Source organism: Synechococcus sp. Lug-A (assembly GCF_024345655.1).
Lineage (GTDB): Bacteria > Cyanobacteriota > Cyanobacteriia > PCC-6307 > Cyanobiaceae > MW101C3.
Map to the genome: position 1 here is coordinate 25,457 of NZ_JAGQBN010000016.1, position 25,795 is coordinate 51,251.

At 64.6% G+C, this 25,795-nt stretch carries 22 protein-coding genes; 14 read left to right on the forward strand and 8 right to left on the reverse strand.

What is annotated here, in order from left to right; translation table 11 throughout:
* The first annotated feature begins 261 nt into the window (after positions 1-261).
* From KBY86_RS12105 to KBY86_RS12115, 3 genes are all read left to right on the forward strand, one after another.
* On the forward strand, positions 262-2,559 hold the full coding sequence (locus KBY86_RS12105; RefSeq protein ID WP_255141225.1) for an HAD-IIB family hydrolase: 2,298 nt from the start codon (positions 262-264) through the stop codon (positions 2,557-2,559).
* A complete protein-coding gene (locus KBY86_RS12110; RefSeq protein WP_255141226.1) occupies positions 2,556-3,416 on the forward strand; it encodes an HAD-IIB family hydrolase in 861 nt (286 codons plus the stop codon). Before KBY86_RS12105 ends, KBY86_RS12110 begins: the two co-directional genes overlap by 4 nt.
* Positions 3,417-3,811: 395 nt before the next feature.
* The gene (locus tag KBY86_RS12115) at positions 3,812-5,803 is read left to right on the forward strand and encodes an alpha-amylase family protein (protein ID WP_255141227.1); all 1,992 of its coding nucleotides are present in this window, start codon (positions 3,812-3,814) and stop codon (positions 5,801-5,803) included.
* A 13-nt stretch (positions 5,804-5,816) separates the two neighbouring features.
* Here KBY86_RS12115 and KBY86_RS12120 read toward each other — a convergent pair whose 3' ends face one another.
* Both KBY86_RS12120 and moaB read right to left on the reverse strand, forming a co-directional pair.
* The gene (locus tag KBY86_RS12120; protein WP_255141229.1) at positions 5,817-6,671 is read right to left on the reverse strand and encodes an MOSC domain-containing protein; all 855 of its coding nucleotides are present in this window, start codon (positions 6,669-6,671) and stop codon (positions 5,817-5,819) included.
* 50 nt (positions 6,672-6,721) lie between these two features.
* Positions 6,722-7,324, reverse strand: coding sequence for a molybdenum cofactor biosynthesis protein B (moaB, locus tag KBY86_RS12125; protein WP_255141230.1), 603 nt, complete (start codon positions 7,322-7,324; stop codon positions 6,722-6,724).
* Between the two features lie 99 nt (positions 7,325-7,423).
* On the opposite strand from moaB, the gene mnmG reads away from it, so the two are divergent.
* The 4 genes from mnmG (at position 7,424) to KBY86_RS12145 (ending at position 11,593) form a co-directional block, all read left to right on the forward strand.
* Positions 7,424-9,337, forward strand: a complete 1,914-nt coding sequence (mnmG, locus tag KBY86_RS12130) for a tRNA uridine-5-carboxymethylaminomethyl(34) synthesis enzyme MnmG (RefSeq protein ID WP_255100256.1) — start codon at positions 7,424-7,426, stop codon at positions 9,335-9,337.
* A 35-nt stretch (positions 9,338-9,372) separates the two neighbouring features.
* Positions 9,373-10,251, forward strand: a complete 879-nt coding sequence (locus tag KBY86_RS12135; protein WP_255141231.1) for a hypothetical protein — start codon at positions 9,373-9,375, stop codon at positions 10,249-10,251.
* 81 nt (positions 10,252-10,332) lie between these two features.
* A complete protein-coding gene (locus KBY86_RS12140) occupies positions 10,333-11,007 on the forward strand; it encodes a chorismate lyase (RefSeq protein ID WP_255141232.1) in 675 nt (224 codons plus the stop codon).
* A 58-nt stretch (positions 11,008-11,065) separates the two neighbouring features.
* Positions 11,066-11,593, forward strand: coding sequence for a hypothetical protein (locus KBY86_RS12145; protein WP_198948272.1), 528 nt, complete (start codon positions 11,066-11,068; stop codon positions 11,591-11,593).
* A 13-nt stretch (positions 11,594-11,606) separates the two neighbouring features.
* Here the strand turns inward: KBY86_RS12145 and KBY86_RS12150 are convergent, their stop codons facing one another.
* The 4 genes from KBY86_RS12150 to KBY86_RS12165 form a co-directional block, all read right to left on the reverse strand.
* A complete protein-coding gene (locus tag KBY86_RS12150; RefSeq protein ID WP_094512391.1) occupies positions 11,607-12,128 on the reverse strand; it encodes a DUF1269 domain-containing protein in 522 nt (173 codons plus the stop codon).
* 99 nt (positions 12,129-12,227) lie between these two features.
* Entirely contained in the window at positions 12,228-12,905 is a 678-nt protein-coding gene (locus KBY86_RS12155; protein ID WP_255141233.1) for a hypothetical protein, read from the reverse strand.
* Positions 12,906-12,968: 63 nt separating this feature from the next.
* A complete protein-coding gene (locus KBY86_RS12160; RefSeq protein ID WP_255100248.1) occupies positions 12,969-13,097 on the reverse strand; it encodes a hypothetical protein in 129 nt (42 codons plus the stop codon).
* Positions 13,098-13,106: 9 nt separating this feature from the next.
* Positions 13,107-13,649, reverse strand: a complete 543-nt coding sequence (locus KBY86_RS12165) for a SprT family zinc-dependent metalloprotease (RefSeq protein ID WP_094512239.1) — start codon at positions 13,647-13,649, stop codon at positions 13,107-13,109.
* A gap of 82 nt (positions 13,650-13,731) precedes the next feature.
* Between KBY86_RS12165 and KBY86_RS12170 the strand changes: the two genes are divergently transcribed.
* The 5 genes from KBY86_RS12170 (at position 13,732) to KBY86_RS12190 (ending at position 21,832) form a co-directional block, all read left to right on the forward strand.
* On the forward strand, positions 13,732-14,154 hold the full coding sequence (locus KBY86_RS12170) for a hypothetical protein (RefSeq protein ID WP_094512234.1): 423 nt from the start codon (positions 13,732-13,734) through the stop codon (positions 14,152-14,154).
* A 37-nt stretch (positions 14,155-14,191) separates the two neighbouring features.
* Positions 14,192-16,309, forward strand: a complete 2,118-nt coding sequence (ligA, locus tag KBY86_RS12175) for an NAD-dependent DNA ligase LigA (RefSeq protein WP_255141234.1) — start codon at positions 14,192-14,194, stop codon at positions 16,307-16,309.
* A 773-nt stretch (positions 16,310-17,082) separates the two neighbouring features.
* Positions 17,083-19,500, forward strand: coding sequence for a T3SS effector HopA1 family protein (locus KBY86_RS12180; protein WP_255141235.1), 2,418 nt, complete (start codon positions 17,083-17,085; stop codon positions 19,498-19,500).
* 195 nt (positions 19,501-19,695) lie between these two features.
* Entirely contained in the window at positions 19,696-20,391 is a 696-nt protein-coding gene (locus tag KBY86_RS12185) for a response regulator transcription factor (RefSeq protein WP_255141236.1), read from the forward strand.
* Between the two features lie 19 nt (positions 20,392-20,410).
* Entirely contained in the window at positions 20,411-21,832 is a 1,422-nt protein-coding gene (locus tag KBY86_RS12190) for a cell wall metabolism sensor histidine kinase WalK (RefSeq protein WP_255141237.1), read from the forward strand.
* Positions 21,833-22,304: 472 nt separating this feature from the next.
* On the opposite strand, the gene KBY86_RS12195 is transcribed toward KBY86_RS12190, so the two are convergent.
* Positions 22,305-23,564: an RNA polymerase sigma factor gene (locus tag KBY86_RS12195; protein ID WP_255141238.1), complete on the reverse strand. Its 1,260-nt coding sequence runs from the start codon at positions 23,562-23,564 to the stop codon at positions 22,305-22,307.
* Positions 23,565-23,906 (reverse strand): YciI family protein, encoded by a 342-nt coding sequence (locus tag KBY86_RS12200; RefSeq protein WP_094512211.1) that lies wholly within the window; start codon positions 23,904-23,906, stop codon positions 23,565-23,567.
* 204 nt (positions 23,907-24,110) lie between these two features.
* Between KBY86_RS12200 and mscL the strand changes: the two genes are divergently transcribed.
* A complete protein-coding gene (mscL, locus tag KBY86_RS12205; protein WP_094512204.1) occupies positions 24,111-24,503 on the forward strand; it encodes a large conductance mechanosensitive channel protein MscL in 393 nt (130 codons plus the stop codon).
* Positions 24,504-24,697: 194 nt separating this feature from the next.
* Positions 24,698-25,786 (forward strand): magnesium/cobalt transporter CorA, encoded by a 1,089-nt coding sequence (corA, locus tag KBY86_RS12210; protein WP_255141239.1) that lies wholly within the window; start codon positions 24,698-24,700, stop codon positions 25,784-25,786.
* The last annotated feature ends 9 nt before the right edge of the window (positions 25,787-25,795 follow it).

Sequence of the window (25,795 nt, forward strand, 5' to 3'; positions counted from 1 at the left end):
GATTTCCATGGTTTCAGGCCGGGTCGGGGCGAGCAGCTCTGGCCATGGCTGCCTGCCTCGTTCAGTGTTGGCATCGATCTGGATCGGTGGCTAAGGGTGGTTGCAGAGCTCTGATGCGTTCTGCTTCCGCTTCGCGTCTGTTGTCGTCTGAGCACCACTGAACCCTTGATTCACCCCTGCGGATCGCCGCAAACGACAGGCCCACATCGCGATGGCGCTTCCAGCCGGGCCACAGCCCGGCAGCTCCCAGCCGCACCGGTTGTGCTGCAACAGCTCGCCTCCACCCAGTTCGCGTCTTCCAAGCTCGCGTCTCCACAGTTCGCCCCGCCGGCCGCAACGCCACAGCACCCCGTCCAGCAGACCGCTGCCGCCGTCACCCGGCTGGAGCGCTCGGCGCAGCCGGGCACTTCCGAGCGACCCCTCTACCTGCTGCTGATCAGCCTGCATGGCTTGATCCGCGGCCAGCAGCTCGAGCTGGGGCGTGATGCGGACACCGGTGGGCAAACCAAATATGTGGTCGAGCTGGCCAAGGCACTGGCGCAGCAGCCGCATGTGGAGCAGGTGGATCTGGTCACGCGGCTGGTGGTGGATGCCGCCGTGAGCGACGACTATGCGCAGCCCATCGAGCCCCTGGGGGAGCACTGCCGGATCGTGCGCCTGCCGGCGGGGCCAGAGGCTTACATCGCCAAGGAGCAGTTGTGGCCCTATCTCGGCAACTTCGCCGATACCCTCCATGCCTGGCTGAAGCAGCAGCCGCGCTGGCCCGATCTGATCCATACCCATTACGCCGATGCGGGATATGTGGGCGTGCGGCTCGCCAACCTCACCGGCCTGCCGCTGGTGCACACAGGCCATTCACTCGGGCGTGATAAGACCCGCCGCCTGCTGGCTGTGGGCATGGCGATTGAACAGATCGAAGCCCGCTATCACATGATTGAGCGCATCAGCGCCGAGGAAGATACCCTCAGCCACGCGAGCCTGGTGATCACGAGCACGCGGAATGAGATTGAAAGCCAATACGAACTTTACGATTACTACACGCCCGAGAAGATGGCGGTGATTCCGCCCGGCACCGACCTCCAGCAATTCTTTCCGCCCAGCCCGGAGCCTGCCGCCGCCGATCCGTCGCCCATCCAGCAGGAGATCAACAAGTTTCTTGCCGATCCCACCAAGCCGATGATCCTGGCGCTCTCCCGGGCGGATGAGCGCAAGAACATCATTGCCCTGCTGGAGGCCTTCGGCCAGGAGCCGCGTTTGAAGGCGCTGGCCAATCTGGTGATCGTGATGGGCAACCGCGACGACATCCGGGAACTCCATGAAGGGGCCCAGCATGTGCTCACGGAGATCCTGCTGGTGATCGATGCGCTCGATCTCTATGGAGTCGTGGCGCTGCCCAAGCACCATCAATCCTCGGAGGTGCCGGCGATCTATCGATCGGCCACGGCCTCAAGGGGCGTGTTCGTGAACCCGGCGCTCACCGAACCCTTCGGCCTCACGTTGCTGGAGGCCGCCGCCAGCGGGCTGCCCCTGGTGGCCACGGATAACGGCGGCCCTGTGGACATCCTCGGCAACTGCCGCAATGGCTTGCTCGTGGATCCCACCGATCGCGTCGCGATTGCCTCAGCGCTGCTGGCGATTCTTGAGGATCCCCAGCTCTGGGCCCGCTATTCCCAGCAGGGGCTGATCAACATCGCCCGGTACTACTCCTGGGAGGCGCATGCCAGCCGTTACCTCACGGCGATCCGACCGATCATTGAGCAGCACCGTCCACCGGAGCGCCCCCCCGCCAGCGGCAGAATCCGCCAGTCGTTTGATCGCGCTATCTTCACCGCGGTGGATAACACCCTGCTCGGCGATGACGAGGGACTCGAGGCACTTGTGAAGGTGATCACGGCGCACCGCCGTGCCTTCATGTTCGGCGTCGCCACGGGGCGGCGCCTGGATTCAGTGCTGATGCTGCTGAAGCGAAAGGCCATCCCAGCTCCCGACATTCTGATCACCAGCCTGGGGACGGAGATCTATTACACCGGCCAGTTGTTCACCGATGTGGCCTGGAACCGGCACATCAACCATGCCTGGACTCCCCAGGTGCTCAAGCGGGTGATGGATGAAATTCCCGGCCTCACACTGCAGCCCAAGAGTGAGCAGAGCCGCTACAAGCTTTCTTATTACTACGACGCCGCCCACGCTCCTCCCATTGAAGACATTCATGGTCTGCTGCATCAGCAGGAGCTTTCCGTGAATGCCACTTATTCCTTCGGGCAATACCTCGACATCGTGCCGGCACGGGCGTCCAAGGGTCAAGCCTTGCGCTACGTGGCCAGCCAGTATGAGATTCCCCTGGAGCAGATCCTCGTGACCGGTGGCTCCGGTGGCGACGAGGACATGCTGCGCGGCAACACGCTGGGGGTGGTGGTGGCCAACCGGCACCAGGAGGAGCTCGCCAATCTCAGCGAATGGCAGCAGGTGTATTTCGCCGCTGGCGCCCATTCCTGGGGCATTCTTGATGCGATCCATCACTACAACTTCTTCCAGCGCATGAGCTGCTCCGTGGCGTGAGGTCTGTCTCGCCCTTGGCGCGGTTGCTGATCGCCACCGATCTTGACCGCACCCTGCTGCCCAACGGAGCTGCCGAGGAATCGCCTCTGGCGCGCCCTCTCTTCGCACGGCTGGCGGCGCGCGCGGAGGTCACGCTGGCGTATGTCACCGGCCGTCATCGGGCCCTGGTGGAGGAGGCGATCACCACCTATGCGCTCCCTGAAGCCCAGTGGGTGATCAGTGATGTGGGCAGCCGCCTCGACCAGCTTGATCGTGGCCATTGGCAGCCCTGCGCGGCATGGCAGCAGCACATCCGCCGCGATTGGCCTGGCTGTGTGTCTGCTGATCTGCAGGCTTTGTTTGAGGATCTTCCCCAGCTTGTGCTGCAGGAGAGTGATCGCCAGAGTGCCTGCAAGCTCAGCTTTTATGTGCCTTTGGGTGTCGACCTGGAGGCGTTGAAGCTGCTGATGCTGGAGCGCCTGGCCGGCCACGGCGCCGCCTGCAGCTGGATCTACAGCGTGGATGAAGCGAAGGGCACGGGGCTGCTGGATGTGTGTCCTGCCAGTGCCACCAAATGGCACGCTCTGGAGTTTCTGATGCAGCGCACCGGCTTCGATCTCAGCCACACGGTGTTTGCCGGCGACAGTGGCAATGACCTGCCGCTTCTGGCCAGCGCGGTGCCCGCCGTGCTGGTGGCCAACGCCCACCCCGCGGTGATCGCGGAGGCCACGGCAGCCGCGGGCCGCAGCGGCCATCTCGAGGCGCTTTATCTCGCCCGCGGTGGCTTCATGGGCATGAACGGTCACTACAGCGCCGGCCTTCTGGAAGGTGTGGCTCACTTCCATCCCGGCGTGGCCCACTGGCTGCAGCAGTCGTGAGCCGCCCAGGCCTTTCGGCTGGATGCCGTCTGCCGCCGCTGGCGCCAACGCTGCTTTTTGTGGTGCCCAGGCTGCTCCGGCCTGGCGGCCGATCAGCTGTGACGGCTTCCCCTTGGTCGCGCTGCTCTAGCGTTCATCCAGGCAACGATGCACTGCGCTCAGCCAACTGCTGCTACCAGCAGGCTGCCTCCCATCTGACAGCACCGAGGGTGATTCGGTTGCTGTCACGTTCTGTTCTTTCGCCAGGCCAACGAACCCCCAGCTCCTGCGGCCCTGCCCAGCGCTGCTGCTCCGGCTCATGACCGCACGGCCGGCACAGCTTCGCTTTCGCCAGTGCCCGGCACTGATGCCGTCCTGTTTCGCTGCCTCTCGTTTCGCTGCTTCTTGTTTCGGCCATGTATGAACAGATTTCCCATTCGCTTCTCAATGCGATCCTCGATGATCTGAAGCCGGAGATTCGCCGCCAGGATCTGCGGCACTTCTATACACGGCTGGGGGCTAACTTCTTTGCGATCCACTCGCTCTTCTCCACGCTTTACGGCCATCGCGACGACTTCGCCGATCAGATGTTGAAGCTGGTTGAAACGATGGCGATGGGCTATGTCGACCGGTCACCTGAATCTGAACGGTTGGACATCAATCGGGAAACCGATCATAACTGGTTCTTGTCTCAGCGCTGGGTGGGCATGGCGCTGTATACCAACGGTTTTGCTGATGATCTGGCTGATCTGAGCCGGAAGGTGGGTTATTTCCAGGAGCTTGGCATCAACATGGTGCACGTGATGCCGATTCTGGAATGTCCCGTGGGCAAGAGCGACGGCGGTTATGCGGTCAGCAATTTTCGCAGAATTGATGGCCGTGTGGGGGATCTGGCGGATTTCCAGGCGTTGTCGGAGCAGTTCCGTGCCAATGGCATCCTGTTGGTGCTGGATATCGTTCTGAACCACACCTCGGATGAGCACGTCTGGGCCTTGATGGCCAAGCAGGGTGATCTCGAGCATCAGGAGTATTACTACACGTTCGCAGATCGGCGTATCCCCGATCTGTTTGAGCAGAGCATGCCGGAAATCTTTCCTGAAACCGATCCAGGCAACTTCACCTGGAACGAGGAGATGCAGCGCTGGGTGATGACCGTGTTCCACGACTATCAGTGGGATCTCAATTACAGCCATCCGGCTGTGTTCATCGCCATGCTGGATATCGTGCTCTTCTGGGCCAATCAGGGCGTGGATGTGCTGCGGCTCGATGCGGTGGCGTTCCTGTGGAAAAAAATAGGGTCTTCCTGTCAGAACGAGCACAAGGCCCACCTGATCCTGCAGCTGCTGAAGGATTGCTGCCAGGTGACGGCCCCTGGGGTGCTGTTCATCGCTGAGGCCATCGTGGCGCCGGTGGAGGTGGCCAAGTATTTCGGTGAAGATGCCATCGTGGCCAAGGAATGCGAGATCGCCTACAACGCCACGCTGATGGCCCTGCTCTGGGATGGCATCGCCACCAAGAACACCCGGTTGCTACGGGAAGGGATCAAGAGCCTGCCCAGCAAGCTCGATCGTGCCACCTGGCTCAATTATGTGCGCTGCCATGATGATATCGGCTTCGGTTTCAATGACAGCGATATCAGGGCAGCGGGTTACGACCCCTCCGCACATCGCAGGTTCCTGGTGGATTATTTCACCGGCCACTACGACGACAGCGCCCGGGGCCTGGTCTTCATGCGCAACGAGGCTACCGGCGACGCGCGCATCTGTGGCTCGCTGGCTTCGTTGGTGGGGCTCGAAGCCGCTCTGGAGCGGCAGGATGCGCGACTGACCCGGCAGGCCATTGATCGCATCCTGCTGCTGCATGGGGTGATCCTCTCCTTCGGCGGCATCCCCCTCATCTATAACGGTGACGCTCTTGGTGTGCTCAACGATTACAGCTTCCGCAACGACCCCGACAAGCACGAAGACAGCCGCTGGGTGCACCGTCCGAAGATCAACTGGCAGCAGGCCGAGCAACGCAAGAAGCCGGGCACGGTGGAGTTCGAGATCTTCACGGCCATGCAGCGCATGATCGCCATCCGCAAGCAGACCAGCGCCTTCGCCGACTTCAACAACCGCGAACTGCTGCCCGTGGCCAATGATCACGTGCTCTGTTATGCGCGCTCAGATGGTCAGCAGGGCGCCAACAGCGTGGTGGTGCTGGCCAACTTCGATGCCAGCCCACAGCAGGTGGAGCTGAGCGATCTGTGCCGCCATGGCATGCAGCAGGGCCTCAGCCATGGCGCCAATCCAGGCTTCAACAGCCACTGCACTCTCACCGACCTCTACACCGGTGCCGCCCCCACCCAGTTCGACGGCGGCATCGTGCTGAGCGGCTATCAGTTCTATTGGCTGCGCCAGCAAGGCTGACGATCCTCTCGGCTCAGCCCGCGCCCCCCTCCAGCAGCGTGATCGGGTCGCCTACCGCCACAGGCCCCGGGCTCAGCACTGACAGGCGAATGCCGGCGATCACCTTGTTGTGGCGTGCTGTGGCCCGCAGGATCTCGATGTCTTCCGGCAGGCCGCACTGGGCCAGGGTGGTGATCACGCACCGAGGGCAGGCCGTGTCCACCTGCAGCAACGCCCGCTTACCGATCCGCAGGCGGTGGCCTAACCAGGCCTCCTCCACGAACCCCTCGTCGCCCTCCAGTGGCGCCATCAGCAGGTTGGGGCGGAAGCGCTCCACGGCGAAATCGAGGTCGGGCTCCAGCTGCCGCAGGCGGTCGAGCGTGGCGGTGCTGATCGCATGGATCGGGCAGGAATCGAAGAAGGTGCCGGCGGGCAGCACCAGCTCATTCACCACGTCCTGAAACTCCCGCTCCTGCACCGGCGGCCAGTACTGATCCAGGCTGGCGCCCTCCTGGGGCCGATCCAGCAGGCTCACCTGCCGGCCCAGCCACGCCGACAACTGGGCGCCCGCCTCCGGATCACTGGTGAGCAAGGGCGCCGCCTCCGTACCGGCCGCCCGATCAGCCGCGGCGCTGATCGCGGCGGCTGGCAGCGCCTGACCCGGCAGCGGTGGCGCCACGAACTGAGCCTGGTACTGGAGCAGGGAGCGCCACAGGCGCGGATTCTTGGCGCTGGCCACCCGGCCGGTGGCATGGTCCCAGAGGGCATAGGCGCGGTCGCCGCAGATTCCCCCTTCGCCCACCTCCACCTGGGGCAGGCACTCGCCCAGCATCGATTTCACCGGATAGCGCCAGAGCGCTTCCACCCGTCCCACCAGCCTGCCGTTCATGGGATCCGCCCAACGGCCTCATCCAAGCGTTCAGCGGCGCCGAATGCCGTTCAGGACGTACCGCCGGTGCCGGAGTTACTGGCGGAGCTCGTGCCGGTGCCGCTGTTGCTGGTGCTGGCCGCCGGGCTCCAGGCCGGGGTGTGGGGGTCTTCGCGCAGCCGCGGCAGCAGCTGCACCAGGTTGCAGGGCCGGGTGGCGGGGTTCAGCTGGGCGCTGATCAGCCGGTCCCAGGCGGTGCTCACCGCATCGAGCGAGCCGGGCAGCACGAAGATCACCGTGCCGTTGGCCACCCCCGCCAGGCAGCGGCTCTGCAAGGTGCTGGTGCCGATCGTCTCGAAGGAGAGCTGGCGGAACAGCTCGCCGAAGCCCTCGATCGTCTTGTCGAGCAGGGGCGCGACCGCTTCCGGTGACCCATCGCGGCCGGTGAGCCCGGTGCCCCCGCAGCTGATCACCACCTGCACCGCCGCTGTGGCGATCCAGCGGCTCACCACCGCCCGGATCGCGTAGCGGTCGTCGGGCACGCACAACCGCTCCACCAGCTGGTGGCCTTCGCGCTCCAGGCGATCGCGCAGCGCATCGCCGGAGGGATCGTCGGCGCTGGGGTCGGCGCTGCGCCGGTCGGACACCGTGAGCAGGGCGATGGCGAGACTCACAAGGCAACGCGCGGCGACGGCCTGAGGCTAGGCAGTGCGGCGCCCGGGCCCCCCGACCCGCGCTCGGCAGGCCTGGGGCCAGGCCCATAGCCTGGGCGGATGGCACTGAGCGCGGCACCGAGCGAAAGCTTTGAACTGATCGTCGTCGGCGGCGGCCATGCGGGCTGCGAAGCGGCGCTGGCGGCGGCGCGGCTGGGCATCGACACCGCCCTGTTCAGCCTCAACATCGACCGCATCGCCTGGCAGCCCTGCAACCCGGCGGTGGGTGGGCCGGCCAAGAGCCAGCTGGTGCATGAAGTGGATGCGCTCGGCGGCGTGATCGGGCGGCTGGCCGATGCCACCGCTCTGCAGAAGCGGGTGCTCAACGCCAGCCGGGGGCCGGCAGTGTGGGCCCTGCGCGCCCAGACCGACAAGCGCGCCTATGCCCGCCAGATGCTGCAGCTGCTGCAGCACACGCCGCACCTGCATCTGCGCGAGGCGATGGTCACCGGCCTGGAGGTGGCTGACGACCGGGTGATCGGCGTGCGCACCTATTTCGGCAGCGTGTACGCCGCCGGCGCCGTGGTGCTCACCACCGGCACCTTTCTGGGCGGCACGATCTGGGTGGGCAACCGCTCCATGCCCGCCGGCCGCGCCGGCGAAGCCCGCGCCGAAGGGCTCACCGAGGCGCTGCAGGCGCTGGGCTTCCGCACCGACCGCCTCAAGACCGGCACGCCGGCCCGGGTCGATCGACGCAGCGTGCGCCTCGATCAGCTGGAGGAACAACCCAGCGACGCCGCCGATCGCTTCTTCTCCTTCGATCCGGCCGCCTGGGTGAGCGGGGAGCAGATGGCCTGCCACATCACCCGCACCACCGCGGCCACCCACCAGCTGATCCGCGACAACCTCCATCTCACGCCGATCTACGGCGGCTTCATCGACAGCAAGGGGCCGCGCTACTGCCCCTCGATCGAAGACAAGATCGTGCGCTTCGCTGACAAGGACTCCCACCAGATCTTCCTGGAGCCGGAGGGTCGCGACACGCCCGAGCTCTACATCCAGGGGTTCTCCACCGGCCTGCCCGAACGGCTGCAGCTCGAGCTGCTGCGCACGCTGCCGGGGCTGGAGCAGTGCGTGATGCTGCGGCCCGCCTATGCGGTCGACTACGACATCCTGCCTGCCACCCAGCTGTTGCCCTCGCTGATGACCAAGCGGGTGGAGGGGCTGTTCAGCGCCGGCCAGCTCAACGGCACCACCGGTTATGAGGAAGCGGCGGCGCAGGGGCTGGTGGCGGGGCTGAATGCGGCGCGGCTGCTGCGGGGCCAGAGCCCCGTGCACTTTCCGCGCGAGGGCAGCTACATCGGCACCTTGATCGACGATCTGGTCACCAAAGACCTCAAGGAGCCCTACCGGGTGCTCACCAGCCGCAGCGAATACCGGCTGGTGCTGCGGGGCGACAACGCCGATCGGCGCCTGACGCCGCTGGGCCATGAGCTGGGATTGGTGGATGGCCGCCGCTGGCAGATCTTCGAGGCCAAGCAGGCGGCGATCGCGGCCGAGCAGCGCCGCCTCGACAGCGTGCGGCTGAAGGCGTCAGATCCTGCCGCCGCCGCGATCGAAGCGGAAACCGGCGCGCCGATCCGCGGCTCGATCACCCTGGCCGATCTGCTGCGCCGCTCCGGGGTGCATGCCACCGATCTGGTGCGCCACGGCCTCTGCGATCCGCAGCTGCCGGCCGATGTGCGCGACAGCGCCGAGATCGATGTGAAATACAGCGGCTATCTGGCCCGCCAGCAGCAGGAGATCGAGCGGGTGCGCAAGCAGGATCACCGGCCGATTCCAGACGGCATCGATTACGCCGCCATCGCCACCCTCTCGAAAGAGGCGCGTGAGCGCCTGGCGGCCGTGCGGCCGCTGAATCTGGGCCAGGCCGCACGCACGCCCGGCGTCAGCCCCGCCGATGCCAATGCCCTGCTGCTGTGGCTGGAGCTGAACCGGCGGCAGGAAGCCGCAAAACGGACGTCAGTGCCTTAAGCTCGCGCGTCACTCACGCCTGAGCCTGCGCTTTCATGGCGACCCCCCCTTCAGTCCCCACCTCCAGAGCCTTCTGGGATCTCAAGGCCGAGCAGGTGGTGCACCGGGTGTTTGCCAATGGAGCCAACCGCACCAGTGTTGGTCTGCTCGACCATACGCCGATCGATGTGGTGGTGAGCGAGGCCCCCCCGCGCGCTCCGGCTCCGCCTCCACCTTCACGGGCTACCCGCACAGCCACCACGGCTCTCTGGCACCGTCCCTGGCTACCGATTCTCGCGGCCCTTGCCCTGGTGGGGATCACCTCCTCGCTGCTGCTGTGGCGCAACTGGCAGGTGGCCAACCGCGCGCTTGATCAGGAACGCAATCTCAAGCTGCTGGAGCGGCTGCGAGATCTGGTGCCCGCCGCCGCTGAACCGGCAGCGTTGCCTGCTGGTCAGATTGCAGGAGCTGCCCCCACCCTTGATCCCAGCCTGCCGCCGCCGCCGCTGGAAGAGCCGTGGGTTCAGGAGCTGGCGCTCCTCTCTGGTGGCACCGCCGGCCAGGCCTCCACCGCGCGGCCGCTGCGGGTGCCCGTTAGCGGCACCATCACCCGCCCAGCCCCCGCCGCTGCTGCTGGTGGCAACGGCTGGGCGGTGGGCGACACCGTGGGTGCCTCCGCCACCTCCAGGGTCGCTGCTCCCCCGTCGCCGGCTGGTGCAAGCGCGGGCCCAGCCCCCGAGCTGATGGGAGTGGTGCAGGTGCAGGGCCGATCCAGCGCAGCGATCTTCCAGGTGGGCGGCACCAGCACGAACGTGTCGGTGGGAGAGCCGATCGGCGCCAGCGGCTGGCGTCTGCAATCCGCCAGTGGCGATTCGGTGGTGATTGAACGCCAGGGCAAGCAGCGCCAGGTGAGCATCAGCAACGATGGCCTCTGAGCTGATGTGACTGCTCAGCCGGTCCCCCCGCTCTCATTGCCCAGGCTGGCTTCGTAGCCTGAACCACCGGTGCTCAGCCCGATGAGCGGCTCACTCTGCTCGACCCCTGCCCGATCGCGCGAGGAGCCAATCCCCGGCGACGACGGCACCCCCTTCCCCTCACCGCATGCCCTGTGGTCGGCGTCGCGGGCGGCCATGGAGGCCGGCTGCACGGCGGCGGGCCTCAGCGGTGCCTGGCAATTGCTGCTGCTGGGTGATGGCAGCCCCACCCGCCACCTGCAGCTGCTCACCGGCGCTCCGGTGGAGGTGGAGCTGATCGCCATGGCATGCGATGCGGGGGATGGCAAGCGGGTGCCTGCAGAAGTGGCTGGTCTGGCCTCGCCCTTGCTGCGGCGTCAGGTGTGGCTTCGCTGTCACGGAGAGCCGCTGGCCTGGGCCGAAAGCTGGTGGAACCAGTCGCAGGCCGAAGAAAATCTCCGCGACCGCCAGCTGCCGATCTGGCAAAGCCTGACGGCGGATCGCGCCGAACTGTTCCGTGAAGTGGATGGGTTGGCCCAGGTGACAGAACCTTGGCTGGAACAGGGTTTTGGCTGCAGAGGTCCGTTCTGGAGCCGCCACTACCGCTTCTTTCGCGGCGGGCGTCAGCTCACAGTGATCCGCGAGGTCTTCTCCCCGGCACTGGAGCGTTGGCTGGGGCCCAGTCAGCGCTGTGAAGAATCATCAACATTGTTGCCAGCCGTCACGCGGACGCATTGACAAGTTGCGAGTTGCCCCAGCCCGGGCACCATGTTGATGTTCCACGTCGGTTCGCCCGATGGCCCCGTCCACGTCCTGGCTCAGCCTCACCGATCTGGGCCGCCTCTACGGCATCTCCGCCATCTACTGCGGCCGCCTGCTGTGCGAGGTCGGTCTGCGCGACCACGACGGACGCCCCAGCGCCGAAGCTCTGGCCAGCGGCTTAGCCCAGGTGGCCTGCTCCAGCCACCGCAATGTGGACACGCTCTGGCATGAAGAAGGCTGCCGCGCCGCACTGGAAGCTCGAGGCCAAGTGCCCCTTGCTCAGCGCACGCTTGTGGAGCAGTGGGCCGAGCTGCTCTGGGCGATGAAGCAAGGATCAGCGGCGATCAGCACCTCTGCCGAGCAGATGGCTGAAGATCTCCCCGGTGAGCTGGTGGAGCCTGTCAACCAACAACTGCGTGTGAACGGCTGGGACTTCCAGGTGCCCCGCACCCACCACAGCGGTGGCGGTGCCGGCGCCGGTGAAGGCCATGCCAATGGCACCCCGCGCGCCCGCAACCATCCTGATGACCTGGCCCGTCGCCGCCGCAAAGCGGCTAGCTGAAAGCCTGCCGGTTTCAGCCGAGCCGCAGGGCTTCAGCCTGTTGGCGGGTCTTCTCGAGCAGCTCGCGCAGCCGGTCTTCGTCGGTGTGGCTGAGGCTGGTGCGCAGCAGCTTGGCGTGGGGGGCGAAGCTGCGCAGGCGCTCCACCACCCGGTCAGGGGTGGCTTCACGCACCAGCAGGCAGAGGGCGGCGCTGCCCTTCGGCAGGGTTTCGCCCACCTCACGCAGGAAGCCGTCGCTGATGCCCAGATCGCTGAGCGCGCCCGAGGCGGCACCGACACCGGCGCCCAGGGCAGCACCCAGCAGCGGATTGAGGAACAGCAGCCCCACCAGCGAGCCCCAGAAGCCACCGCCCAGCGCGCCGGCGGCGGTGAGGTTGATCGCCTGACGCAGATGCACCTCCCCGGAGGCATCGTGCTCGACCACCACCGCATCTTCCAGTGAGATCAGATGCTCCTGCTGGATATTGACAAGCTCGCGACGTACGGCGTCAGCGTCCTCGGTTTTCGGAAATCCCACCACGATCAGGTTGCTCATGGACGCAGATCCTTGGAAGCGGTTGATCACCATTGAATGTAGGTGGCATGCGGTGGCGCTCCGCTGGTGGCCTGCGTTGAGGATTCGCGGCTGCCCCGCTCAATCCCGCCGGCGGCTGGAGCGGGGCAGGGGGCGCTGGGGCGTGCGTGCCGGCGGCAACGACGGCGGGGTCTCGCTCCCAGCGGCTGCCCCGCTGGGGCGCTGCCAGCGGGGCAGGCGGAAGTTGTCGTCCTCGGGCCAATCGTTGGTGTCGGGCGCGGGTGGCAGCAGCGGGGCGCTGCGACGGGAGATCGCCTCCAGTGGCCGCCGCCCGCCACTGGCGGTTGGGCCAGCCGGTGTTGCGGCCGGGCCGCTTCCCCTGTCCCACTCCCTGGCCGGCTCAGGCGCTCTGCCCATGGGGCTGCGGCTGGCGGGTTCCCGGCTGGCGGTGCGGAAACGCTCGTCGGTGGGAAGGTCGCTGCGGCGGCGGGGTGGTGGGGTCTGCGCCTCCCGCTCCTGGGGGGAGGGGCGTTCCTGCCAGGGTTCGGGCCAGTCGTCGTCGCCTTCGAGGAACCAGTCGAAGCGTTCGCCAACCCAGCGACCCAGACCATCCAGGCCCGGTCGTGCACCGGTGCGGCCCCAGGCTCCACGCGCCTGGGCACGCGAGCCCGGGCGAGCCCCGGACACGCCGTTCACCAGCTGCCGCCCCGCCACCATCCATTGATCGAAGGTTCCGCCCGCCGTGGGCGATCCCTGGCGGCGTCTGCCGCGGCGGGAAGGGTCACCGGAACCGTTCATGGCTCTGTCCTGTGTCCGTCCTGATGGGCCCGGCTCTTCCCTGAGAACCGTTTCGCCTTGACCCTAACGGCTGAGGCGCAGGGCCCAGCGGCGGCGCAGCCAGCGTTCGCGGCCCAGGCCCACCACGGCGATCGCCAGGCCGCCGCACTGCAGCACCCCCAGGAACAGTTCCATGCCAAGGGCGCGATCCATCGGCGAACCCTAGGCGCCACCGGGTTCGAACAGGAGCTGGCAGCTGGCATGCCACTGGCCGCCGTGCAGCCGGTCGCAGCAGAGGCGGCAGGCCACGCCCCGCACCCGCCGCCGGTAGGGCGCCGTGACACCGCAGCTGGGGCAGCGGGCGATCCAGCGCACCGCACTGACCGGCACCGGGTAAGAGTGGCGCAGGCTCACCTCGAACGCCGACTGGGCGGCGTTGATGCGGGCCATGCGGGCGCGGAAGTGGGGGCCGTGCACCTCGCGCACCCCCAGCACCCGGTCGATCCAGGCGTGGATCATCTCGTGGCAGAGGGTGCCGAGCGTGGCTTCACGGGGCAGCGGTTCGAGCACCGGCCGTGACAGCACGATCTCGCACAGCGGTGTGCCGTCGCGCTGCCGGCCGCTGCGGTAGAGCCCGGCGGTGCGGTTCATGCGGCCATCGCTCCAGCGCACCGCCACCAGGCTGCGGCCCTGCGGCGCCAGGGTGCCGTCGAAGTGCTCCCGGTTGAGGCGGTGGAACAGCGGAAGCAAGGACTCCAGGGGCATGCCGCTTCAGGGCGTTGGCACCAGCCAGGCAGTCTGGCGGGGCCGTCGGTCAGACTCCAGGCTCAGGATGCGCGCTTTCGCCATGGATTGGGGTCTGGCACAGACGATCGGCACCAAGGCCCTGTTGGCCGGTGCCGGCGCCCTGCTTCTCTACTGGACCTACACGGCCGTGAAGCTGGTGATCAGCGCCCGCGGCATCAACCCGCTGCTCAAGCAGTTCTTCACCCAGGTGGCCTCGGGCCAGATCGATGGCGCCTATCTGCTCACCACCAAGAACTACCGCTCCCATGTGAACCGGCAACAGTTCATCCGTTTCCTGGCGGGCCTGCAGCTCAACAAGTACCGCAACCTCAAATCCGGCCGGCCCCGCATCCAGGACGGCCAGATCATCCTCACGGTGAAGCTGAAGTCGGAGGCAAAGGAGGAACTGCCGCTCGATTTCACCTTCGTGAAGGTGGAGGAAGCCTGGCGGGTGGATCGCATCAACAGACTCGCCGCTGCCTGACGCTCCATCCCGCCGCTCCTTGCCAGCGCCGCCTCCCATGCCCGACGCATCGCCTGAGGATCGGGCCGAGGAATTGCGCCGCCTGCTGCAGCGCGCGGCGCACGCCTACTACGTGCTCGATGCCCCGGAGCTGGAGGACCCGGTCTATGACCGGCTCTATCGCGAGCTGCTGGAGCTGGAGGCGGCCTACCCCGAACTGGTGCGTCCCGATAGCCCCACGCAGAGGGTGGGCGGCGCTCCCGCCGAAGGCTTTCGCACGGTGGAGCACCGCGTCGGACTGCTCAGCCTCGACAACGCCTTCGGCTTGGAGGACCTGGAGGCCTGGTATGGCCGCCTGCTGCGCGCGATCGATCGCTTGCCCGAGGTCGGTGCACCGCTGCCCGCCCTGCCGATGGTGGGCGAGCTCAAGATCGACGGCAACGCCCTCGCTCTCAGCTACGCCAACGGGGTGCTGGTGCGGGCCGCCACCCGCGGTGACGGGGCGTGGGGCGAGGAGATCACCGCCAACGTGCGCACGATCCAGAGCGTGCCGCTGAGGCTGCAGCTGGATCACCCCCCGGCCTGGGTGGAGGTGCGCGGTGAGGCCTTCATCCCCGACGCCACCTTCAGCGCCATCAATACCGAGCGCGAAGCCCGCGGCGAACCGCCGTTCGCCAACCCCCGCAATGCCTGCGCGGGCACCCTGCGGCAGCTCGATCCGAAGGTGGTGGCCGCCCGGCGTCTCGATTTCTTCGCCTACACCCTCCATCTCCCTGAGGAGTGGGATCCGGTCGGCGCCGGCGGGACCAGTGATCCAGCGAGGCCCACCAGCCAGTGGGCCTCGCTGGAGTGGCTGCACTCCGCCGGCTTCCGGGTCAATCCCAATGCCGAACTCCTGCCCGACCTGGCCGCGGTGGAGGGTTTCTTCAGCGCCTGGGAGGAGACACGGCGCTCCCTGCCCTACGCCACCGACGGGGTGGTGGTGAAGCTCAACGACCTGCGACTCCAGGCCGAGGCCGGCTTCACCCAGAAGGCGCCGCGCTGGGCGATCGCCCTCAAGTACGCCGCCGAGGAGGCCCCCAGCCGGCTGCTGCGCCTGGTGGCTCAGGTGGGACGCACCGGAGTCGTGACGCCGGTGGCGGAGTTCGAGCCGGTGGCGCTCGCCGGCACCAGCGTGAGCCGCGCCACCCTCCATAACGCCGACCGGCTGGCCGAGCTCGATCTCCACGCCGGCGACACGATCGTGGTGCGCAAGGCGGGTGAGATCATCCCAGAGGTGGTGCGGGTGCTGGTCGAACTGCGGCCGGCAGAGGCAACGCCGCTGGCCCTGCCCCAGGCCTGCCCGGAGTGCGGCTCGGAGCTGGTGCGGGAGACGGGGGAGGCGGCCACGCGCTGCGTCAACAGCAGCTGCCCGGCGATCCTGCGCGGCTCGCTGCGCCACTGGGTGAGCAAGGCGGCCCTCGACGTGGATGGCCTCGGCAGCAAGCTGATCGAGCAGCTGGTCGACCGGGGGCTGGTGCGCTCGATCGCCGATCTCTACCGGCTTGACGCCGCGCTGCTGGCCAGCCTGGAGCGGATGGGGGAGAAGTCGGCGTCGAATCTGGCGGCGGCGCTGGAGGCCTCCAAGGCCAAGCCTTGGCATCGCCAGCTCTATGGCCTTGGGATTCATCACGTGGGCGAGGTGAACTCCAAGGCGCTGGCCAGGGTGTTCCCCTCGGCCGCCACTCTCGCCACGGCGGCATTCGAGGCCCCGGAGGCGATCACCGCAGTCCATGGCATCGGCGTCGAGATCGTCCAGTCGCTGCAGCAGTGGTTTGCCATCCCCGCGAACGAGCGCCTGCTCAACGACCTGGCGCAGCTGGGTCTGACGCTGGCCAGCACCGGCGCCGTTCCTGACGGAAGCGGCAGGTCCCAGTCCCAGCCTCTAGCGGGGAAGACGCTGGTGCTCACTGGCACGTTGCCCAGCCTGACCCGGCACCGTGCCCAGGAGCTGATCGAGACCGCCGGTGGCAAGGTGACAGGCTCGGTCAGCCGGAAGACGAGCTTCGTGGTGGCTGGCGAGGAGGCGGGAAGCAAGCTCGGCAAGGCCGAGAGCCTGGGTGTGGCCGTGATCGACGAAGCGGGTCTGCAGGCCCTGCTCGCTGCAGAGCCACCACGGTCCTCCGAGTCGGACTGAGCGTCTCACCGGTCTCCTCAGCCGTCGGGGCAGGCGACAGGCGCGTCAGCAGCTTCGCTGCGACGGTCACGGCCGTTGCTGTGCGTGACCAGGCTGGCAGGCGCACCGCCCTCCGCTGGACAGGGCTGATGACGCCACAACCTCGCTGACGCAGGGGGACGTTCTCACCCTGTGCCGACATAAGAGTTTTCTTGCCAATTTCCTTCCGTCCTCTTACCGCCGAACTTTTACTGTTCATTCAGTTCAGCCATTCAAGCTGAACAGGTGGACAGATGACCAATCTGTTGACTGCACGGCTAATCATGCAGTACAGGCAGAGGCGTCGACTGACCATCATTATCCCCGTCCCAAATTCTAGCCAGTCAAAGGAGAACACCATGGCAACTGAATCTTCGACCAATACAGCCCTGTTGGGTCTGAATCTGCTGTCAGGGGCAGATAGCTTCCTCACTGATCTCACCCCAGAGGATGAAGCCTCCATTTCCGGTGGGAATGGCAGGCGCCGTCGCAGCCGCACGAGCCGTCCGACCCGCGCCAGCCGTCCGACCCGCGCCAGCCGTCCGACCCGTCGCAGGAGCGGGCTGTCCTGACGTTCTCCTGAGCCGATGATCCAAGGCATGCAACCCCTGTTGGGGAAGCAGTCAGTGGCGCATCCTTGAGAACGACTTTGGGGCCTGTCGAGGTTTCAAAATTGTCCAGCGGCATTTTGAAACCTCGACTTGGAGCAAGTTTCAGTCCATGTTGGATGCGCTTGGATTTATCAACGTCTGACGATGGCACTACGCCTGGAATCTTCTACCATCCTTGATTACTTGGTTCAGCAAGGCCATTGCGGTCCTGATGATGAAGTGCTGAGTGTCAAGGCACTCTCTGGCAAAAATCTCAATCTCCTGGTGCAGCTTTCTGCAGGCGGTAGCCACCATGGGATGACAACCAGCCTATTGGTCAAGCAAGCACCGTTTCGGGATGCGGAAGGACCCGATCAGGATTTTCTCGAAGAGTGGCGCATTTATCAATTGCTTGGCACTGATGATCAGCTCCGCGAGCTCGGACCCATCATGCCCGAAGGAGTGAATTATGATGCCGTCAATGGCATCCTGATTCTCCGATTTTTAGAAAAGTATTGGGATCTTGGCAAGTTCTACTCGGGCTCCCAGCAGTTTCCCCTGCGCGTCGCCACCGCACTCGGAATCTGCCTGGCTACGCTCCACCAGGCAACATTTCAACGTCAGGACTATCAGCTTCAACTGGATCCGGAATGCACCAGTATGGAGGGGGACAGGGGCAATGGGCCTGACTTCTGTGGTGAATTGGAGAATCTGACGCCTGGTCTCTTTCGGCGAGTGTCGCTGGATGGCCTCATGTTCTACAAGCTTTACCAGCGCTCTGCCCAGCTTTCGGAAGCGCTCTCTCGTCTGCAAGCAGATTACACACCATGCTGCCTGATTCATAACGACCTCAAGTTTGGAAACATCCTGGTTCACCAGGATTGGCCTCGGTGGGAGCCCTCGCCCCTGCCCACCTCCATGGCGGCTCTGCACCTCCCTGATCAGCAAGGAGTCATCCGGGTGATTGATTGGGAGCAGTGGGCATGGGGCGATCCGGCATTCGATGTAGGGGCGATAATCACTGAGTATCTGAGAGTCTGGCTTCAGAGTCTTGCCCTCAGCAGGGATATTGATCTTGCTGTCTCGCTGCAATTGGCGGCAGTGCCGTTGCAGACACTTCAGCCCTCACTGGCCGCCTTGATCAAGGCCTATCTGGCACAGTTCCCTGCAATTCTTGAGGTTTTTCCTGACTTTCAGGAACGGGTGCTGCGGTTTGCTGGCCTGGGGTTGATCGAGGTGATTCAGGAACGGTTGTTTTACCGAGAGCCATTTGGCAATCTGGAGATTTCCATATTGCAGGTTGCAAGGTCGCTGTTGTGTCATCCTGAAGCCGCCATGTCAACGGTGTTTGGTGACCTCGGTTCGCACTGCTCAGGCATCGAGCCTCCAGATTCCCCTCCTAGTGAGATGGTTCACGTTGCCTTCAGCAAAGCCCATTGCACCAACAGCCATCCAGCTTCGCACTCAGAGGTGTTCTTGCCCCGTTGGCTGCGGCACTATTCCCTCGATGCAGCGCTGACCGATTTGACTGAGAATGTTCGTATCGATCCTCCTCTGATTGAACATCCATCTTACGCACTGCTCGATGTCACTCAAATGCGAGGCAGTGCTGCCTCTGAAACGGAGGCAGAACGGTACAATGCTTTGCCAGATGAGCTAAAGCAGGCGGATCTATTGCGTCAGCTTAGGAATTATCTGCATGACATCTACTTCAGCGGGGAGCAAGAATCGCGATTGTCAATGCCTACGCTGAAAAAAGAGTACAAGAACAGTACCTATGCAGGCTTGGATCTTGATTTCATTGGCCAGATCCAGGCGGCCAATAGCGGCACAGGGTGCGTCGACCCCAACTGGGTCGTGACCCGAGTGGAGGGAAGCCGTTACCAGGTTCAGAAAGATGGTCTGCATCTTTGGATTGATCCCACTTCCGATCTGGCGTTGGGTTCGTCCGAGGGATCTGTTGGCACTCGATTGTCCTTGCGTCTGCCCAATTCTTCTTTCGTTGGGCAGTACTACATGGCGGTCGGCAATGGTGGACAACCTGCCACTGATCAAGTTTCTTTTCACCTCTTCTTCCATGTCACCGTGGAGGGGGCGATCCTGCTGATGGACATCTTGAGCTGCGAGCTCAATCGCGAATCCTGTCCATTTACCTTGAAGGTCCTCACCGAGCCTTTGTCCTATGGGCGCTTTGATGCTGCAATTCTGACTCTGGAATCCAGGCACTATGTGAATCTACGGGCCGTCTTGCAGCATCACTACCCCAGGCTCCGCCCTCACTTACAAGATCCGATCCCCCTCTTCACCGCGCCACTTGCCCCTGGCATCGGACTCGCCGAAGCCCCTGGAGATGCACAAGGTTTTGGCCTGGGCCGCTGCCAGATCCTGGCGCGGGCACTGCTGGCTGCTGAGCCCTTCCCCAGGCCTCGGCAGTGGGCCATCCAGCAACACTTTGCTGAGCACAATCTGGATTGGCAGCGTCCCCATCTCAATCCGGGATCCCGTGCTTCCTACCCACCACTGGATCTCTGTGACTGTGGTGAGCTGCCCTCTGCGAGCGATGCTCTGTGCCACCCTCACTGACCCCATCAAGCCCTCACGGCCTTCCACTGGAAAGTGGTCAAGGCTTTGTGTCGTGGAAGCTGTGGAGATCAGGCTGCAGTGCCGTTTCTACGCTGAGGACAGCATGAAGGATCATCTCGCGGCGGTACCATGACGGTTAGCCCATGCCCGCCTTTCTGTTGCCATGACTCAGTGGAGGTTCTTTGCCGATCTGCTATGCGCGTGTTAGTAGTTGAAGACGATGTAGGTATCTCCAGGTTCATCCATCAAGGCCTGGGGGAAGCGGGGTACGCCGTTGATCTTGCCTTGAATGGCCGCGATGGCGTGAACTATGCAATGGCAGCTGATTACGATGCTGTTGTTCTCGACGTCATGCTTCCTGTACTGGACGGCCTGAGCGTCCTTAGGGAGCTGCGCAGACAGGGATTAAAAACGCCGGTTCTGTTGTTGACGGCGTTGGACACCGTCCAGGATCGTGTGCTGGGTTTGGATGCTGGCGCAGATGATTATTTGATCAAGCCGTTTGACTTCACGGAGTTGCTGGCCCGGTTGCGAGCTCTATTGAGGCGGCCTCCCCTTCAGACAGACGTGTTGCTCAAGGTGGGGAGTCTTGAGATGGATACCGCCCAACGGGTGGTGAAGCGTGGCAATCGGCTCATTGATCTGAGTCCGCGGGAGTTTTCTCTCTTGGAGTACTTGATGCGTCACTCCAACCAGGTGTTGAGTCGGACGCAAATTGCCCAGCACGTCTGGAACTTTGACTATTATGGAGACTTCAAGGTTATTGATGTCTACATTGGCTATCTCCGGCGAAAGCTTGATCAGAATGAGCCATTCTCTTTGATTCAAACTGCTAGGGGAGTGGGTTACTGCATCAGGGCTGATGGTGAGGCTCAGCTTTCCGACCCATAGCCCCAACGTTTAAACCGCCATGAAGCTTTGGAAACCCTGGCATAATCTCAGGTTTCGCCTGGTCGCCTGGTACAGCCTTCTGGCGGGTCTAACTATGCTGGGCTCCGATCGCTTGATCTATCACGAGTTTCAGCGAACGCTGCTTGAGCAGGTTGATGGCGCCTTGAAGGTGAATGCCATCCAAGCCTTGAAGTCCCTTGATGACGAAGTTAACACCTTGGTGTTTGATCCACGTAAGGATGCGCCGATCATTGCGTCCTTGTTGAGTGATGCTGGTGTTGTGATTTTGTTGCTTGGGAATGATGGCGCTGTGAAGGAGCGTTTCGGCGATTCGTCCATGCTTCCGGCTCACCAAGTCGTAAAACCTGGCTTTGAGACCGTGCTGACTGGGGAAGGGCGCTGGCGAATGTATACGAAGGAAATCCTTACGAGTCGTGGAAGGCCATCGGGATGGCTGAAGGTGGCTCGTTCTCTTCAGCCCATCGACACCACCTTGCAGAACCTCTCGAATCGCTATCTGCTCAAGCTTCCTATTCTTCTTGGAGTGGTGGGCTTGGGAGGTTACTTCCTGGCGAGCCGTGCGCTTAAGCCGGTTGTGCAGATTACGCAGATATCGAAGCAGATCAGGGTTAGCGGAAATCTGGCCCAGCGTATTCATTACCAAGGAACTTCTAATGATGAACTGGCTCGCCTGGCCATGATGTTTGATGAGATGATGGATTCACTGCAGTCGGCTTTTGAGTTCGAAAGGCGGTTTCTGATGGACGCTTCTCATGAGCTTCGAACCCCGCTGACGGCTCTTAAGGGCCGGCTGCAAGTGACGCTGCGTCAACCCCGCACCGTCGCAGACTATCAAGAATCTCTCCACTTGATTGATCATGATGTTGATCGTCTGATTCGTCTTAGCAGTGATCTTCTGCTGCTATCTCGGCTGGAACAGGGCCACCGGTATGCTGATCAGGATCTCATTGACTTGAGCGATCTGCTGGCTGCAGTTGCTGTGCAGGCTCAACCTTTGGCTGATCTTGCGGGTCTTTCTTTCCGCGCATTCATCGTCCCCAATCTGTTGATCCAAGGCAGTCCAGATCATCTGATTCGTCTCTTTCTTAATCTTATTGAAAATGCCATTAAGTATACACCTGCTCCGGGCCGCGTCAGCGTGGTTGCTGCCATTCAGCAAGGCTGCATTCGTGTTGACATCAGTGACACTGGGGTTGGAATCGCGCCGGAACATCTACCCCATCTGTTTGAACGTTTCTACCGTGTCGAGAAGTCGCGCTCGCGTGCGACGGGTGGCACAGGCCTCGGGTTGTCCATCGCCCAGGAAATTGTCCATCACCATCACGGCACGATCACAGTCCAAAGCCAACCTGGCCATGGCACCAACTTCACGGTCAGTTTTCCCCTCGACGTCAAACGGGATGGTTTGGCATCAGCCTGATGGATGACCTCGGCGGTTCGCTGGATCTGTCGATCCAGATGCATCCCTTGCCTTCCAGTCGGTCCGATGGGATGCAATGGCTGCGGCAAGCTGGCTTGCACTGTCAAGGTTCTGATCGGTGTGATTGAGCTGTGGCCGGCTATCGATCCGCGGCTGGTGTGGGACACCGAGATGGTCTACTGACACCCCAGCACTTCCTTCGGTCGCAGCTTCCTGCACGCACTGGAGCCGAGGCTTCCAGGTTTGCTCCACGTTGCTGATGGTGGAGATGACTGCCCAGCTGCTTCATGCCGCGGTGGCCACGCTCGCACGTCTGTGGCACCAGCTGGTCTACAGCTTCCATGCGCAGAGGCTCTGCTCAGGACGGACTCAACGGCTGGCGATCGGTGGCTGCAGAGCGGCCACCGGCTCACCCGCAAGGCATGGAGCGAGAGGAAGGCCAGGACCCCGGTAGGGGAGTACAGGCCGGGCACTACGGGCAGCGCCCTCGCAGGAAGGCCAGGGCCGCTGGGTCCGTGGTGAGGGCGATGGCCCGCCCATAGCTCTCCCGCGCCTCAGGCCAGCGGCCGAGCCGGCTGAGCAGCTCGGCCCGCAGCGCCCACCAGGGTTGATACGAGGCCGTTGCGGGCACGCTGGCGCCGAGCGCTTCCAGTGGCTCCAGCCCTGCGGCAGCACCGCGCAGCTCGGCCAGCACCGCCAGCCGGCTCACCTGCGCCCCCAGGCTGGGAGCCAGGCGGATGAGGCCGTCATAGAGGTGCAGCAGCGCCGGCCAGTCGACCCGGCCGTGCACGGCCCGCTGGGCATGCACCGACTGGATCGCCGCCTCCAGCTGGAAGCGCCCCATCCGCCCCTGGGCCGCCGCCTGCCGCAGCTCCGCCTCGGCCTCCGCCTGCCGCAGCTCCGCCTCGGCCTCCGCCTGCAGCGGCCGCGACCAGAGCCGCATGTCCTGCCCCTGGAGCGGAACGTAGGCGCCGTGGCGGTCGCGCCGGGCGGGCCGGCGTGCCTGGGCATGCAGCAGCAGTGCCAGCAGCCCCCGCCCCTCCGGTTCCTGCGGCAGCAGCTCAACGCAGAGCCGCGCCAGCTGGACGGCTTCCTGGGCGAGCCCGTCGCTGCCGCCCGCTGCGCCGGGTTCCTCCCAGCCCGTGCCGAAGGCTGCGTAGATCGCCTGATGCACCGCCTCCGCCCGTGCCGGCAGGGCGTGGGCGGGGGGCAGCACGAAGGGAATGCGAGCCTCGCGGATCTTCGCTTTGGCACGCACCAGCCGTTGCCCCATGGCGGCGGGAGCCACCAGGAAGGCGGCGCCGATCCGGGCGGCATTGAGGCCCAGCACCGTCTGCAGCATCAGCGGCGCCTGGATGGCCGCATCGATGGCGGGGTGGGCGCAGAGAAACAGCAGCCGCAGGCGGTCGTCGGGAATGGCCGCCGTTTCGCCCGCGCCGGCACTCGGATCGGTGGGCATGGTGAACGCCTCCTCGAGGAGGAGCGGCAGCAGGCGCTCCTGGGTGCGGGTGCGCCGGTGGCCATCGAGCCAGCGCCGCCGGGCGGTGACCAGCAGCCAGGCCTCCGGACTGCGGGGCACCCCCTGGCGGGGCCAGTCGGCCAGGGCCGCCAGGAAGGCCTCGCTCAGGGCGTCCTCCGCCGCGGCGGGATCGCCGCAGCGGGCCGTGAGCCAGGCCACCAGCTTCCCGTAGGAGCGGCGGGCGGCCTGCTCGGCGCTGCGCGCCGCCTCCACTCAGCTCCCCTCCATGGCCAGCACGGGCCGCACCTCCACGGCGCAGCGGCCGGCGGCGGGACAGCGCGCCGCCCAGGCCAGGGCGGCATCGAGATCGGGAACATCGATCAGGAAGAAGCCGCCCAGTTGCTCCTTGGTGTCGGGGAAGGGACCGTCCTGCACCTGGGCGGTGCCGCCCTGCAGCCGCACGGTGGTGGCGGTGTGGGTGGGATGGAGGCATTCGCCACCGCGATGGGCGCCGGCCTCCGCCAACGCCTGGGCGTAGGCGGCATAGGCGGGCATCAGGCTGGGGCGATCGGCGACATCCTGCTCGGTTTCGTAGATGAGGACCGCGTAGTTCATGGGACGCGAGAAGAAGGGGATGGCCCCGGGTCGGGGTTCACCTCCATGACGGACGGCGGCGCCCCATTTCGACAGGGTGGAAGGGATGGAGCGGGTTGGGGCGGGGCGGAGCTGGATCGGGAGTGACGGAGCGGGTTGGGGAGTGGCGGAGGGTGGTCAGGTGGCTTCACACGTAGGTTGTCGGCGACCTTCTGCTTTTGAGTGATGGCCCCGCGCCGCTCCAGTTTCCTGGCCGATTTTCAGGCCTTCATCAACAAGGGCAATGTGGTCGATCTCGCCGTGGCGGTGGTGATCGGTGGCGCCTTCGGCAAGGTGGTGGATGCAGTGGTGAGCCTGGTGATGGGCAGCCTGCTCACGCCTGCCCTGAAGGCGGCCAACGTCGATTCGATCAATTCGTGGCCGGCCGGCGCCGTGATCGTGGCGCTGATCAACTTCCTGGTGATCGCCTTCGTGGTGTTCCTGATCGTCAAGGCCATCGAGGCCACCAAGCGCAAGGAGGAGGCCAAGGCCGAGGCGGCCGCTGTCCCCGATGTGCAGGCCCAGCTGGCCTCAGCGGTGACCCGCCTGGCGGACGCGCTCGATCGCAAGGGGCTGTAGGTCTGCAAGAGCACGCTGGTTGGGCGCGGCTCGCTCTCGCCGCGGTTCAGCACAAGCGATCGGATCAAGCCATTGACGCGCGGGGCCGGCGGGGTGCCGGCCGGGTCGTGGGCCATTGGCGGTGACGTCCGTGGCCAGCCCCTGGCAGATCTGGCCAGCCTGGGGCCAGACTCCCAGGCCCGAGGCTTTACGCAATGGCGAGCAGCAGCAGCGGCGCCCGTGTCACTGCCCGCAGCGGCGTTCGCAACACTGCCTTCCAGGCACCTGGCGCCACGGTGTTCGTGGGCAGCCAGCGGCGCGAACAGGCCACGATCGAGATCATCCGCTTCAGCGCTGAGGCGATTCAGGAGTGGCAACAGGCGGATGTGGGCACCTGCCTCAGCTGCCTGTCTGATTCCGCTGTCATCTGGATCAATGTGAACGGCGTTCACGACACCGCGCTGATCGAACAACTGGGCACGGCCTTCGGGCTGCACCCCCTCACCTGTGAAGACATTGCCAACACATCCCAACGGCCGAAATGGGAGGAGTTCCCGGGCTACGGCTTCGTGGCAATGAAGATGCTTGATGACGGCGGCCCCAGACGGGGCGTGACGATCGAACACCTGAGCGTGATCCTTGGGCCCCACTGGGTTCTTTCCTTCCTGGAGGATGAAGGGGATGTGTTCGAGAGCGTGCGTCAGCGGCTGCGTAACGGCAGTGGTCGTGCGCGCAGACAGAAATCCGATTACCTGGCCTTCTGTCTGATGGACGCGGTGGTGGACCACTACTTCCTGGCGATGGAGCGGATCGGTGAGGGGGTGGAGTTGATTGATGAGCGGGTGATCAGCCAGCCTCGCCCGGATGACCACAAGGAAATGCACCGCTTCAAGCAGCAGTTGCTGATCCTGCGCCGGGCCGTGTGGCCGTTGCGGGATGTGGTGGGAGCGATCCAGCGCAGCGAATCACCTCTGCTGGATGAGCACAACAAGATGTTCTGGCGTGATCTCTACGACCACACCGTGCAGGTGATTGACATGGTAGAAACGTCCCGAGATTTTCTCGCCAGCTTGCACGACACCTACCTCTCCAGTCTCAGCCATCGCATGAACGAGGTGATGAAGGTGCTGACCGTGATGTCTTCGATCTTCATCCCGCTCACTTTTCTTGCTGGTGTGTATGGCATGAATTTCAAATACATGCCCGAACTCGAATGGAGAGCCGGCTATTTCATCGTGTGGGCAGTGATGCTGGCGATCAGCAGCACGCTGATTGTGTACTTCCGCAGCCGCCGCTGGATCTGAGCGAAGCCC